This is a genomic window from Microvirga pudoricolor, assembly GCF_016892705.1.
GTDB lineage: Bacteria > Pseudomonadota > Alphaproteobacteria > Rhizobiales > Beijerinckiaceae > Microvirga > Microvirga pudoricolor.
The window spans coordinates 443,331-456,328 of record NZ_JAFEMB010000003.1; the positions used below are offsets into that span (position 1 = coordinate 443,331).

Consider the following 12,998-nt stretch of genomic DNA (forward strand, 5'->3'; position numbering starts at 1 on the left):
ACTCGACCAAGGTGGAGACGAGGTCTTTAGGTGGCGTCCAGGAAGCTAACGCGGCTGATCAAAACCCCGTTGGGGTAAAACAGCAAGTCAACCCTGCTTCATGGACTGTTTGAGCTGATGCAGTTGCTAATCAACTCAGCCAAGTGGTGACAGTCCAGAACACCAATAAGACTGCGACGCCTACCGGAACCCTAGTAAGGCCCCAACGCCAAAGCTGCCACCTCGCTTGTCGATTGGTCGGCGATGTTCCATGAGGCCTCACTGGCTACTCATGGGGCACAGCTTCAATAGCACTTGGACTATTGATATAAGGCGTCCCCAAACCAAAATTGATGGCCCAGAAGCAAAGCCCAATTCCAACAACGACGGCAAGCCAGTTCAAAGAACGCCCAACGGTGCGATCAAGATCTAAGGCAGCCTGCGGTCTGCTATTCTTCGGTGGCGGCATAGGGGTCGGCATAACTATCTCCAAAGCTGACATTGCAAAAATGGTATGCTGCTAGATTAGGCCCCAACTGATGGCCCAGAGGCAGAAGCCGAGACTAAAGGTGATCGCCACCCAGTTGACTGGGCCATTTCGCCACCACAAAAGTTTGGTGGTAAAGCTGTCATAGAATGTAATGGGGTGCGTGAGTTTCGTTGCCATGACGACCTCCAAAGCCAAGAGCGCTTTGGGGCGCAGGATCACGCCGGAAAGATCGGATGCTGACTAAGGGGCATCCAACGGAGTCATTCTCGGCCTAGATTGTGTTCTAGTCGAGACAGGTTCTTCCGCCTCTACCTCGCAAAGCTGCAAATGCACCGTGTAAAGGTGGAAGGGCCCAAATGCCGAGTAATCAAAGACACGATTAACTCCCGTTCAGAAGTCTGGTTTTCCCTTACTTCGGGCAAGAGATGCTCGGTTCTCGGCGAACCCTCAAGTCAATCATGCAGTAACACTGATCCCGGACCACCGCATGGGGGCTGGCCATCATTATCATGTGCGAATTGCCGTATATTCCCATTGATGGAGCTCCACCTGACGTTACTCAGCCACCTTACTGGATCGAGGGTGATGCACGGGCTGCAACCTTGGACCTTCAGCCACTCGAAGCGATGTCCATCAATTTCCTTCGGCATCCCTCGCCACATTCCCGATCCGCAAAGCCTGCACTTAAAGGTTCTGGACATCAGCATCGGCACCATCACCACCGGCCGGCTGGGATTCGTTACCCACGAGGTCCTGTACGACCTCTGCACCCGCTACCCGCGTATCGCCGCCGCCTTCTGGCGTGAGACCCTTTTCGAGGGGGCGATCTGCCGGGAAAGGGTGGCCAATGTCGGATGCCGCGAGGCCTACAATCGGATGACCCACCGCGTGTGCGAGCTGCTTGTGCGCCTGAGGGCCGTTGGTTTGGCCAAGGACTACTCGTGCGACCTGCCGATCGCCCAGGGCGAGTTCGCCGATGCGCTCGGCATCACGCCGGTTCACGTCAACCGGGGTGTCCAGCAGATGCGGGCCGACGGCCTGATCAAGCTGAGTGGCGAGCGGCTGAGCATTCCCGACTGGGAGAAGTTGAAGCAAGTGGGCGAGTTCGACCCGACTTACCTGCATCTGGAGAGCATCAGGCCGCTGCATGAGCTTCACCTTTCAACCTATACGCGTTGCGACAGGCTTCGACGGGGAAGGCATGATGGTACTTGACGGGGAGCAGCGGCTGGTGGCAGAGCTGGTTCGCCTCTCGGAAGACAACGAGGTGGCTCCAGGGCAGTGGTATCTGGAAGCAGGCTTTGGCTGCATCGACGGAGTGAAATCACCCGACCTTCTCCAATCTAGATCTCGCCCAGGATTGGATCGGTGAGCGGGTCGCCCATCGATCCTGAAACGAGGCAGGTTGTCCGGATAAGGTGATCGCCAGCGTGAGGGTGTCCAGCAGCACCTTCCCTCAGGCAGGCTTCACCACACTCAAGGCGCCCCATAACCTCAGGCAAATATAGGACTGGCAGCCCGGGATGCTCGCTATGCCGACCGAAAGGCGCGCAAGCGAGATGAGCCGGAACCCTGCCGAACACTTCAACTTCCCTCATCGCACCCAAATCATACCGGATAGGCCATGAACGAGTTTGAGGAGAACAAGTCGGACACCCCTGAACGAACCGTGTCTGAGCGTCACATCGAAGCGGTTCGGCAGCAAGGCGGGATGTTCGTCGAGGCGGTTCGACGAACCCGTATGCCGATGCTCGTGACCGACGCCACCCTGCCAGGCAACCCGATTGTTTTTGCCAACCAATCCTTCGTTGACCTGTCGGGCTATAGCATAGGCGAGCTGCTTGGGCAGGATCCGCACTTTATGAACGGCGAAAGCACTGACCCTGAGGCCATCCGGCGCTATGAGGCTGCGATCCTGGCGGGGCGGGACGAGACCCTGGAGATCCTCCAGTACCGCAAGGACGGTAGCCCGTTTCGAGCTATGCTGTTCGCCAGTCCAGTGGACGACGGCCAAGGCATCGTCACCAATCATTTCCTCTCCTATCTCGACATCACCCGACGCTACGACGCCGAAGAAGACCTTCGGACCCTTGCTTCTGAGCTGGAGGCCCGCGTGGCGGCCAGGACCCAAGAGTTGGAAGCTATCAACGCCAGACTGTCAGTTCTAGTCACGGAGCGGGAGCTGCTGCTGGTCGAGGTCAACCACCGCGCCAAGAACAGCCTTGCCATTGCGGCCTCCCTCTTCGCGATCCAGGGACGACGGCAGCCGGACCCGGCCGTCAGGGCTCTTTTCGAGGAGGCCCAGGACCGTCTCAACGCCATGGCGCGGGTGCACGACCTCCTCAGCAGGTCAGAGAAGGCTCAACGTGTCGACGTGTCCGTGTACGTGGCGGACCTGTGCCAGGCCCTGAGGCCGATCACGGAAAACGATGACCGCATCCGTCTTGCGGTAAAGATGGAGGATGCAATCCTGGTGAATGCCGACACGGCGGTTCCGCTTGGCATTGTGCTGACGGAACTGCTTACCAATGCTGTCAAGTACGCTTTTCCCGCTCCCCGCTCAGGGACGATCCTTGTTCAGGCGCGCCGCAGCCAGCCGGGATGGATCGAACTGGCCGTTCAGGACGATGGGATTGGGATGTCGACTCTGCGGGAAGGATCGCTCGGCTATGGCCTTGTTCGGTCTCTCGTTCAGCAGATCAGGGGTGAGTTCGATATTCGGAGCGAAGGCGGATTGACGGTCACGATCTCGTTCCCAGAGGCGGCCCATTAGGCGGCAGAACAAAGTCCAGACAGCGCAATGGATGGTGACGCCGATTGAAACCGCGGTTCGCAAGAACCGAATGTCATTGTGGCCTTAGGAACGAAGGGGATTAATCCCCATTCCATTCAACATGCTCGAGAACAAATCTGACATTCGCGCTCATTCTCGTCGTCGAGGACGAAGCTCTCGTCCGCATGATGCTGTTGAGTGTGTTGGATGACGTTGGCTTCAAGGTCATGGAGGCGGCCCACGCGGACGAGGCGCTGCATATTCTTGCGGCAGTTCCCGACGTCCGGGTGGTCGTCACGGACGTGGAAATGCCACGCGGGAGCATCAATGGATTCGAGCTCGCCCGCAGAGTGCGGAATGATCGACAGGATATTGGGGTTGTAATTGCATCAGAGCACGTTGCCCCCGCAACCAGTAAGTTGCCAGAGGGCGCCTATTTCGTCGAAAAGCCTGTTCGCCCTGAAAGACTGCTTGAGTTCATCCGAGCATTGCTCAGCTAGGGTTGAGAGTGCTACGGGCGCTCGCTTGTAGCACCGGAGCACGGCATAGGTTGTGCTCGGTTACGGGCGATCAGCAAAGAGTGAATCGTTCCGGGTGCGCCATGCGTCATCCGACAGCCACTTGAAATCCTGATCCGGCATGTGTGGGACGGTCTTGACCGTCGCCTCAGCCATGGGAAGAAAGAAGCTATCGCGTTCCTGTGAGACCTTGAGGGAGCGGATCGGCACGACGATGCTGTCCTTGCCAGGGGTGAAGAACCCGCCTGATGCCACAATCGCGTAATCACGGCGGTCTTTGGTGCCAAACACGATATTCCGGACTTCACCTACGATCTTGTCATCGGCGCTGCGCACCTCGGCGCCGATGATCTGGTCCGCTCTCAGGCCCGGGGCAAGCTCCTCAATGTTGATCAGCGGCTTGGCATCCTTGTCAGCACGGCGCCCCCGGACTGCGCCGCGCTGGACCTTTGGCTCGCGCGCGCTCATCTGCGTCTCCGCATCCTCCTCGTCGTTGCCGCCCAGGGAGCTCATTGGGGGACCGGCGAGGAGTTCACGGATGTTGCCTAGGAGGCGCTCGCAATCCTCATGACGCCCGTAGGACCAGAGCGTGATCGCAGCGTCGCGCAAGTTGCGCAGGTCACGAACCGTCTGACGATTCGCCTTCCCGCGAAGCTCGGGCTTTTGCAGGATGGCTTCTTCGAGTTTGGCGTCCCCGATCTGGCAGTCGGCCAGGGCTGGTGTGACACCGAGCACGCTGAGGAGAGCGACCGTAAGGAAAATTGCCGGCGGTTTCATAGGTGGTCCGTTCTGTAGGAAAGGCAGGTTGCCAGATAAAATCCGTCCGCTGCCGCCTGCAATACGAACCTGGAACGATGGAAGTTGCCGCCCATACCTATGGCATGTCTAAGATATGTGCTTAAACAAAACGCGTGCTTATTGAGACGAGGACTTCGTCTGAGCAGTGACAGTCAATTATACACATATGAACATGCAATCGTACCTATAAACATGGTGTAAATTGTCGTTAATACATTAAGACAACCATCGATAAGCCATCATGTGAATCGTATTCTTCTGGGAGGAAACGCAGTAAGGACAGTGATATGGTACAGCATGCCGATGAGACACGGGATCGGGTCAGACGGCGCGCCTACGAGCTTTGGGAGCACCACGGCCGCTCTGAAGGACATGAGGCGGCGTTTTGGCATCAAGCCGAGCGTGAGCTGAAGGGTGAAGCGAGCATTCGCGACACCCGCAAAGGCGTCACCGCGAATGCTGCTACAGCCAGGAGCGGTTCCGGCTCTGACGGGCCGGGCTAGAGGGCGGTAAGTCCATCGAAGCTCATGCTCGGCGGATCGGTCTGGAGTATCCTTCGCGATCTTCACTGCTGGACAATCGATCATTGTTGATCCTCGCCCGGGTTGCGTCGGCAGACGCCCCGGGTGTGCTTCTCGATGGCCGCTAAAGCGGCATCAAGGGATGCAAAGGCTCCACGCTCAATGCCGGCCATGGTCTCTAGGGCATGGCCGGCCGGGTGAATGGTGAACTGCTGTGCAGATGCTTCCTCAATCCGGCCCATCGGACGACCGAGCAGGTCCGTCAGATTCCATGCCCTGCTTTCGCTGGTCGGTGTCACGATTACATCCAAGCTTGCCCCCTGCACTGCGCATGAATCCATATGGGCCGTCAGTCTCACACCTAAATCTCGCAAACACAGCGTGTTCCCGTGCGTTTCCAGCCGGCCGGTAAAGGACGGATCGGCTGCGCTTCAGAACTGCTCTGTGCGACGGGAAGGCTGCTCCCGCAGTAAGTGGCGTCTTTGCTCTGGTAAGATGGGCGCATTGACGTAAAACGCTGCGCGTGCGGAGCGTTGCGTCTGCCTCATGATTGCTGGGAGCACTCCGCAGCGCCGGCCGACTGTCATGATCAAGCCTTGGAAGTGCGAAGGTCCTCCTATGAGGCTGGTTGTCCAATCAAGCATCGTGGGATCCCGAAGCATCCCGTGCTAGTGCGGCGTCGAGAGCTTCCGGAGTGACCGAGATTGCTTGGAAGGACCCTGTTCCACCCTGACCGAGGGGTAGAAAGATCACGGTGGCAACACGGCGGTAGGCCAAGAACGACAAACCCTCGATAGGCTCCTCGTCAGTCTGGATCGTGTAGGTTCCGGATGGTTGGCTCTCCTCCAGTCCAGCCAGAAAGAACGGCCGTGCAAACGTGATCATCTTCGATGTGGTGCGCAGGTTCATGGCCGTTCCCCTTGTCTCACTAGGGTTGGGCCTAGACCCCAACCTTGTCAGCGCACGCAATGGCGACAAGGCGATTGCCTTCGGTCGTTCCGGGCATGGTCGCCCAGCCATTCTTCAACACGAGATCTCCCCGCTCGTAGGATGAGGCCGCTTTCAAAAGTACAATCCGCTCGGCCAGCTGCGGATCCCGCTTGGACTGATCGAGGCAGATCGAGGTCAGCGCCGTGACCACTTCGGTTCGCGACTGGTCCGTGGCCATCGGCTGAGCTGTGCCGCCTGTCACCCACCCGCCCCAGTTGAAGCCAATCACCGTCACGGCAATTGCCCCGCAGGCCACGCCGTATAGACCTGGTGTCAGCCATTCTCGGGTTTTCATGGTAATTATCCTTTGGAAAGCGAAGAAAAAAGTGTCTCTTCCGTAAATAAGAACTTAGCACATATAAATATAATGCCCTAGATTTATTATCATCTAAGGGCTCTGTTTACTTTTTACATACGACCTATATCTTATGGACGGCTACAGACAATTCCCCATGTGAGGGCGATGCATAATATTACAAGTAGCCCGGGGCGTTTTGACCAGAGCCTTAGGCTCTCATTTGCGAAGCCCGTATCAAGGAGGCTGCCATGAAATTCCTGGTCCAGTTCAAGAGGTATCGACGCGGTGTCCTCGAGGTCATCCAGACACTGCCCATCGCCGTGATCGACAGTACTGCGGCCTTGGCGCTCGCAAGGAGCCCTACCGGGATGAGACACTGGCCAACCCGGACCGATGCTCTGCGTGTGATGGACGAGGGTGGCCGTACGCTGCTCGACTGGGCAGTCCCGGCAGTGATCGCACAACTTGCCACCAACTCACCCCTCCCTGTTCCAAGGAAACCCACTGGCAAAGAGGCGCGCCCAGCGCCTTTCATGATGGCGGCGCAGCCGGAAGTGGGCCCAACAGCGCGGCCCTCAGGCCGCCACCGTTTTGCCGTGGGACAGGCAGTCTCCTACGCGGAGGATGGTCAGCCCGAGATCTGGAAGGGCGGCTATGAGATTGTCAGGCTCGATGATCCACATCGTGAGCCGCAATACGCGATCAGAAGCGCCGATCAGTCGTATGACCGTATCGTATATGAGCACGAACTCCGCGAGGATTTGGGTGCCCGCGCCCGGGGCCGTTGAGCCCACACTTCCGGTTCGCCATTCGGGACGGCCAAGAACCTGCACCAAGCTACCGTGGAAGTGCGGCGAACCCGAGCCGTTGACTGCACGAAGGAAAGCGAGCAACACATGGTACAGAACATCCTCAATTTGGCGACATCGATCATGCGCAAGGTTTGGGGTGCGTTGACGCCTGCCCCAGCTCCCACCTTGCAACCAAGACCGCAACTCCATGGAAGGCGGGGGTATGGAGACGACACCATCAAACCGCTCGACTGAAATGTGAGAGCCTAGCCGCCTGGAAGAAGGGCTGCTCATCAGCGTCTCGCGTCGCTGGGCGAAAAGCGCAGGAGGCGAAACACGTCAGTGACAGTTGCCTCGCCCACGCAGTCCGCGACCTTGTGCCAGATCGCTCTGTCTCGTCTCAGACCAACTCTAGGAGCCACGGACCGTACTATTGCGCTCGGGGCTGTCTCGCTTCGCGGCGGATGTTTCCCAGCTCGTTGCGGTTATGTTCCATTTCCCGCCGGACTGCGCCAATATCTCGGCGCAAGTCCTCAGTCGAGCGCGTAATCTGCTGCGTGAGGTCCTGCAGGTCACCGCGGGTGATGGATGCGTCATTGCTGCCCTGCTGAACGCTCGCACAATCCGGCGTACCGTCGCGGCTGTAGCGCAGGCTCAGGGCGTCTCTCACCTTGAGATACACGCACCGTGTATCCGGATCGCGCCAAGTCACTGGCGGGTCTTCTTTTGCCGTTGCCGAGGTGGCGAGGAGCAACAGCCCCGCCATGATTGCAATCTCAATCATCAAGCCTCCCTCTGAGGAGGTGGGGCTGTGTGCTGGAAAGTCCATGTGGGCCTAGGAGATACCACCTCAATAAGAGTGCACGGTGTCCGCTGTGGAGACGAGACTCCCGTTCGTTGAACGGCGGGCCGGATGACGAAATTATCCCTGATTTTGCAAGAGACCTCAGAGCTCCTGGTCTGGAGGTGGGCTTTCCGGAACAGGGCGGGACTGGTGGTGTTAGCCTTAGGGCAGTCTCGGAGGTTGATATGAAGCACCAGGATATGGGGCACACTATCATCGTCAACGCCATCCAATTTGCCCTCCAGCAGGCGCGAAATGAGTCCGGCGGCCCCGGAGACGTCATACCGCCCGAGGAGCGGGTGAATCTCGCAAGAGCAATATTGGCAGCCCTTTCTGAACAAGGTTTCGAGGCAACACGAGCGCCATTGTAGCCACGCTAGTCCACCACCAGACGACAGGGTTCGGCCAAGAGTTTTCCTTGAGAAGGATGCGATCCAATGACCACGAAAACTCGCCCAAGCCTGCCTAAAGGCAAGCCCAACAACGGCATCTCACAGTGGGACAACGAGGGAGGCGCTCCTTCGTCCGGCGACCGGTTACGCAAGCAAGGCGGCAGGCCCCAAAAACTCGACAAGCCGGCCAAGAAGGCGTCCTGACATCCCACCATATCCGACACGCATCCCTGACCTGCCGGTCTAGCACCAAGGCTCGACGTCGCTAAGGCCGGCTCATGAGGGTGATCGCGCCCGTCCTCGACTCTTCTCATGAGTTCGGACGTGGTTTGTAGCCCTAACAGCTCTCGCGCCGTCAGCCGCAGCCGCAGCCGCAGCCGCAGCCGGGGTGCCGATGCCACTTGCACCAAGTAAGGGGAGAGACGGGATCATCATTCCCCTCAGACATGACGTCCGAATTGAGGCTTCCTCTAACTCTGCGCCAACAACTCAGCCGCCGGGCGATTGTTGATCTTTGGAGGTCAGTATGGCCCGAGGCTTGGTCTGCAAGCGATGCGCAGCGCTCCTGATTCGGGCTCTAGCCGTGGCTCGCAATACGGATCGGTTGAAAGAGTTGGTGCAAGGTTTCGATGACCTCGGTTATTCGAGCTTAGCCCTAACTCTATGGGAGAGCGCACGTCAGGGGGATCTTGAACAAGTAGGGCCTCAGGCGGAGATGATCAGCTTAGGCTGTACCAAGCGCTAGCGAGGGCGTTTGGTCTGGGTTGCGGGCGACCTGACCCGTACAACTGTCGTTTCAGCGCTCGTGGTAGGCAACTTAGTGCAACTACCTAAAACCTACCACCTTGCTCTGCGTTTGCTAGGCATGCTTCGACTAGAAATGAATTGTTGTTACAATAACTTGTGGGCACTCCCGTCCAGAAGCAGCTGCTGTCAGCGAGGTTGGTTTGATGCCCCGGTTCTACTTTGACGTTCGCGAGGGCAGGCGGTTCGCTCCTGATACCGAGGGGAGTGAGTTTGAAAGCTTGGATGCGGCCGAGCACAAGGCTGCGACCGTCGCAGCGGACATTGGGCGGGACATGCTGCCCAAGGGCGACGCCCGCCAGATTACGGTTGAGATGAAGAACGAGCGGCATCAGCGACTACTGACCGTCACGGTTTCCATGGAAATCCACCGGGTTGTCCCAGAGCCCGCGGTGAGTAAAGCCGCCATCTACAGGGACCAAGCGCGGAGTATCAGGCAGGTCGCCGCATGGGTTTCCGGTCAGGCTGATCGCACCCAGCTTCTGCAAAGAGCCGAGCATTTCGAGGCCCAGGCGGAGGCGGCGGAGCGTCTAGTGCTCATTGACGATCCAGAGCCCGAGAACGGAGCGTAACGCTGATAAGACCGCCTTTTTCGCAGAAGCCCCTTTCCGAAACTCCAGGGAACCCAAGTCCCTTGCGTCCACCGTTTTTGCCATAGCTAACTTTGATAGCCGTCTATAGAACGGCCGCTTTGCTTCTATGTTGCTATAGACTATGGGAGGAAAGCTGTTGACTTGGTTTTATTTCGATGTCCGCAATGGCATATGGTTTGCCCCGGACACCGAAGGCTCCGAGTTAGCCTCCCTGGGCGAGGCCGAGCGAGAGGCTGCCCGTTGCGCAGCTGACTTCGAACAGGATCTTCTGCCTGAGGGCAGTACACGGGGGGTCACGGTCGAGGTCAAGAACGAGCATTATCAGCGAATGCTCACGGTCACAGTGACGTTGACGGTTCACCAGGTGGCTTTGGAACCCGTGACCCTGCCAACATCGATCTATCGCGACCGCGCCCGCAGCACCCGCCTGGTGGCTGATTGGACCTCCAATCAGATTGATCGGGCCCAGCTTCTGCGACGCGCCGAGCATTGCGACGCACTGGCACAAACTGAGGAGCACGAGAGACAGGATCAGGGTGTATCTCATGCACCAGAAGTCCGTCCTTAAGTCCGATGCGCGCCTCAGCTTGCGTCGCCATGATAGGACTGGGTGCGCACTTAGAGCTTTATCGCGTGCTACAGGATCGGGATTGGGCTATACAGGGATATCGTCTGCCGACTTATTCGGGCGCAGACGCTTGAGAGACACGACCGTGCTCCCGCCTCGTTGCTGGAGTGCTCTATGCCTCGATACTTTTTCCACGTGACTGACGGCTCTTCTCCCCGCGATAGTTCGGGCACGGAGCTTCTCGACATCTACACCGCTCAGGCTCCGGCCATTCGCTTCAGCGGCGAGATCCTACGTGAGATGGGAGCTAGGTTCTGGAACGGCATGGAGTGGAAGCTCGAAGTGACAGACGAGCAGGGAAGGATCCTGTTTGTCCTTCGGTTTTCAGCAGAGGAACGCTCGGATCTTCCAGCCTCGCCCGAGAACGGTAAGCCTTAGACGCTGTGCGGAGTTGTGCCATTGCGCTTGGGCAGATGAAGGTAATTAGGATTAAAACCACTGAAGGTCTTAAGCCTTGGGATGTCCAGAATGACCAAGTTCGATCCCTTGAAGGTAATCAGGCCGTCTGCCCGCAGACGCTGGAGCACCCGGTTCACGTGAACACTGGAAAGGCCCATTGTATCGCCGATCTCGTGCTGGGTGATAGGCAATTCATATTGGCCACCTTGGGTCAGCCCCACCGTTTCAAGTCGCAGCAGCAGTTCGCACAGGAGGTGGGCAATCCGCTGCTCGGCCGGGCGTGCCCCGATATTGACCAGCCACTCCCGCAGCGTGGCCTCATCGACCAGAGCGGCCCACCACATCGCTCGGGCGATGGCCGGCCGCTCCATCAGCTCAAGGATCTGAGGCCGATGGATTTGAACCACCTGACACTGTGACAGCGTGGCGATGGAGTGGTCCATCTCTTTCAGAATGAAGACGTGAAGGTCGCAGAAGTCGCCGGGCACGAGGTATGCCATGATCTGGCGGGTACCATCCGGAAGGATCTTGTAGCGACAGGCAAAGCCTACAAGGATCAATTGCACGACGGTGGGGGCGTCACCTTCGTGGATAAGATCTAGCCGGGGCCCAATCACCTGCGGAGACCTGACAAGACTATCTAGGAGGCGCTTATCAGCTTCGGGCAGAGGCTCGAAGGCTTCGAGCTTATCAAGCAGGGGGTTCATTCTTGGACGATGTCCTCAAAAGCTGTTAGGTCATAAAGGTAAGGTAATTCCAAGGACACGATCAAGCATCGTCGCACTTATTTGGTTAAGTGCGGAAGTTGTCCGAGGAACTTATTCTTCTCTGTCAACCCTGGCGTTGAGCCACATAGCCATCTCGCGGCAGTTTTCGGTGTGAGCGGCGGCGCAGAAGATCAAGCTAAAGAGCCCCGTTTGGCTAAAGTGTAACAAAATTACGGCCCCGGCCAAATCTTTATTACTGCTCAAATGGATGGGAAGTGTGAAGCTTGCCTCAGCCGTTTCTGCCGATTCCTTCTGGTATAGCCCAGCTTTACCTAGGTTAGTGCGCCCAGGAGTTTCGCGTTTTAATCAGAATATGCAGGACTGATTGCATCCAAGTCCTACGCCTAGGTTTTTGCTGTCCTATTCCTGCAGGAGCCTAAGCTTTTAATCCGATGGATCGCGTCCGGAACTCCAATGACAGAGCAAACTCGCTACCGCCATATAACTCGTACCGTGTCAGCAAGAGATATGGCCGAAGCCACTCTTACATTCATTCGTTCGGACGATGTCCGCCTTGCCGTCTTCCTAGAACAGAGCGCGCTATCGGATCGTGATATCGAAAACAATGACCTGTCTCACAGGATTATCATACGTGTCCTGCAGTATCTGATCGATAATGCTGACTTACGCCGGGAGTGCGTTCGCAACGGCGTATTCCGGTCGATATCATACAAGGCGCAACTCGGCTTGCCGACCTTACTGCATTAAGCCCTAGCGAAATACGCAGGGCTGCCAAGCCAGCCGACCGTCAACTAAGCCTGCCGGGATTAAGACACCGAAGAAGCCGAGCAGCGCCAAGGCATCAATCCAGCCCCGCCTAGGGACCCGGCGAGGCACTCTATAGGCTACGTAGAAGGCACCTAGCAGGCCTGACCCGACAAGGAGAAAGAACAGCCTTTCCCGTACGACCGTCACGCCGTAGTATAGGCCTACGACAGCTACAGACAGGATGGCATTAGCCAGGAGAGACTTGCGTTCAAAAAGGAAGGCCATGAGCCGTGCCAGCATGGGCCCCGAGCTAGGCGCGTCCTGCGGTGTCAGCAGGATCGAGAATAGCCATTCCACGGATCAGGCCGCCGGCACGAGGGTCTGCTCCCGGTCGTCATCCGAGCCGGCGCACCAGATGTTCTGGCTGTCGCCACCGACAGGGGAGGCGAGGGAGGGTTCCAGGTCCCACCAATCCTCAAGGTCCACATCCCTGTCGAGTTGATCGATGATATCGATAGCCTGCTGGATCAGGCTCTCGGCATAGAACCGCCACTTGAGATACTGGTCCGGCGTCATTTGTTTGAAAGGAGCCATGTCACTCCTGCCGGCCTAGGAAGCGGGCGAGGGATTCCCACGTGCGGAGGGAGGCGAGGCTGGAACTGCTGCGGCCTGCCGTACGTTCGTGCCTCCGCAATTGCTTGCGTA

17 protein-coding genes are annotated in these 12,998 nt (G+C 57.8%); 10 read left to right on the forward strand and 7 right to left on the reverse strand.

Annotation, left to right across the window (positions count from 1 at the left end; translation table 11 throughout):
• Nucleotides 1-1,054 precede the first annotated feature (1,054 nt).
• The 3 genes from ILT42_RS13745 to ILT42_RS13755 all read left to right on the forward strand — a co-directional run bounded on the left by ILT42_RS13745 (nucleotide 1,055) and on the right by ILT42_RS13755 (nucleotide 3,742).
• Nucleotides 1,055-1,684, forward strand: coding sequence for a Crp/Fnr family transcriptional regulator (locus ILT42_RS13745; RefSeq protein WP_204216177.1), 630 nt, complete (start codon nucleotides 1,055-1,057; stop codon nucleotides 1,682-1,684).
• Nucleotides 1,685-2,180: 496 nt separating this feature from the next.
• On the forward strand, nucleotides 2,181-3,242 hold the full coding sequence (locus ILT42_RS13750) for a sensor histidine kinase (RefSeq protein WP_204216178.1): 1,062 nt from the start codon (nucleotides 2,181-2,183) through the stop codon (nucleotides 3,240-3,242).
• 152 nt (nucleotides 3,243-3,394) lie between these two features.
• On the forward strand, nucleotides 3,395-3,742 hold the full coding sequence (locus ILT42_RS13755) for a response regulator (protein ID WP_324617738.1): 348 nt from the start codon (nucleotides 3,395-3,397) through the stop codon (nucleotides 3,740-3,742).
• Nucleotides 3,743-3,802: 60 nt separating this feature from the next.
• Here ILT42_RS13755 and ILT42_RS13760 read toward each other — a convergent pair whose 3' ends face one another.
• Entirely contained in the window at nucleotides 3,803-4,537 is a 735-nt protein-coding gene (locus ILT42_RS13760) for a PRC-barrel domain-containing protein (protein ID WP_204216180.1), read from the reverse strand.
• A 308-nt stretch (nucleotides 4,538-4,845) separates the two neighbouring features.
• On the opposite strand from ILT42_RS13760, the gene ILT42_RS13765 reads away from it, so the two are divergent.
• Nucleotides 4,846-5,061, forward strand: a complete 216-nt coding sequence (locus ILT42_RS13765; protein WP_204216181.1) for a DUF2934 domain-containing protein — start codon at nucleotides 4,846-4,848, stop codon at nucleotides 5,059-5,061.
• Nucleotides 5,062-5,141: 80 nt separating this feature from the next.
• On the opposite strand, the gene ILT42_RS13770 is transcribed toward ILT42_RS13765, so the two are convergent.
• From ILT42_RS13770 to ILT42_RS13780, 3 genes are all read right to left on the reverse strand, one after another.
• Nucleotides 5,142-5,378, reverse strand: coding sequence for a hypothetical protein (locus ILT42_RS13770; protein WP_204216182.1), 237 nt, complete (start codon nucleotides 5,376-5,378; stop codon nucleotides 5,142-5,144).
• Between the two features lie 337 nt (nucleotides 5,379-5,715).
• Nucleotides 5,716-5,988, reverse strand: coding sequence for a hypothetical protein (locus tag ILT42_RS13775; protein ID WP_204216183.1), 273 nt, complete (start codon nucleotides 5,986-5,988; stop codon nucleotides 5,716-5,718).
• A gap of 31 nt (nucleotides 5,989-6,019) precedes the next feature.
• Nucleotides 6,020-6,364, reverse strand: a complete 345-nt coding sequence (locus ILT42_RS13780) for a hypothetical protein (protein ID WP_204216184.1) — start codon at nucleotides 6,362-6,364, stop codon at nucleotides 6,020-6,022.
• Nucleotides 6,365-6,615: 251 nt separating this feature from the next.
• Between ILT42_RS13780 and ILT42_RS13785 the strand changes: the two genes are divergently transcribed.
• Nucleotides 6,616-7,155, forward strand: coding sequence for a hypothetical protein (locus tag ILT42_RS13785; RefSeq protein WP_204216185.1), 540 nt, complete (start codon nucleotides 6,616-6,618; stop codon nucleotides 7,153-7,155).
• Nucleotides 7,156-7,588: 433 nt separating this feature from the next.
• Here the strand turns inward: ILT42_RS13785 and ILT42_RS13790 are convergent, their stop codons facing one another.
• Nucleotides 7,589-7,942 (reverse strand): hypothetical protein, encoded by a 354-nt coding sequence (locus ILT42_RS13790; RefSeq protein ID WP_204216186.1) that lies wholly within the window; start codon nucleotides 7,940-7,942, stop codon nucleotides 7,589-7,591.
• Nucleotides 7,943-8,187: 245 nt separating this feature from the next.
• Here ILT42_RS13790 and ILT42_RS13795 point away from each other — a divergent pair, with 245 nt between their 5' ends.
• The 5 genes from ILT42_RS13795 (at nucleotide 8,188) to ILT42_RS23285 (ending at nucleotide 10,797) form a co-directional block, all read left to right on the forward strand.
• A complete protein-coding gene (locus ILT42_RS13795) occupies nucleotides 8,188-8,373 on the forward strand; it encodes a hypothetical protein (RefSeq protein ID WP_204216187.1) in 186 nt (61 codons plus the stop codon).
• A 66-nt stretch (nucleotides 8,374-8,439) separates the two neighbouring features.
• Nucleotides 8,440-8,598, forward strand: coding sequence for a hypothetical protein (locus ILT42_RS13800; RefSeq protein WP_204216188.1), 159 nt, complete (start codon nucleotides 8,440-8,442; stop codon nucleotides 8,596-8,598).
• 746 nt (nucleotides 8,599-9,344) lie between these two features.
• A complete protein-coding gene (locus ILT42_RS13805) occupies nucleotides 9,345-9,770 on the forward strand; it encodes a DUF6894 family protein (protein WP_204216189.1) in 426 nt (141 codons plus the stop codon).
• Nucleotides 9,771-9,927: 157 nt separating this feature from the next.
• Nucleotides 9,928-10,359, forward strand: coding sequence for a DUF6894 family protein (locus ILT42_RS13810; RefSeq protein ID WP_204216190.1), 432 nt, complete (start codon nucleotides 9,928-9,930; stop codon nucleotides 10,357-10,359).
• 174 nt (nucleotides 10,360-10,533) lie between these two features.
• Nucleotides 10,534-10,797: a DUF6894 family protein gene (locus tag ILT42_RS23285; protein WP_407664573.1), complete on the forward strand. Its 264-nt coding sequence runs from the start codon at nucleotides 10,534-10,536 to the stop codon at nucleotides 10,795-10,797.
• Here ILT42_RS23285 and ILT42_RS13815 read toward each other — a convergent pair.
• Together ILT42_RS13815 and ILT42_RS13820 are read right to left on the reverse strand one after the other, a co-directional pair.
• The gene (locus tag ILT42_RS13815; RefSeq protein ID WP_204216191.1) at nucleotides 10,794-11,525 is read right to left on the reverse strand and encodes a Crp/Fnr family transcriptional regulator; all 732 of its coding nucleotides are present in this window, start codon (nucleotides 11,523-11,525) and stop codon (nucleotides 10,794-10,796) included. The two genes, ILT42_RS23285 and ILT42_RS13815, sit on opposite strands and share 4 nt — an antisense overlap.
• A 1,128-nt stretch (nucleotides 11,526-12,653) precedes the next feature.
• Nucleotides 12,654-12,887: a hypothetical protein gene (locus tag ILT42_RS13820; protein ID WP_204216192.1), complete on the reverse strand. Its 234-nt coding sequence runs from the start codon at nucleotides 12,885-12,887 to the stop codon at nucleotides 12,654-12,656.
• Nucleotides 12,888-12,998: the final 111 nt, after the last annotated feature.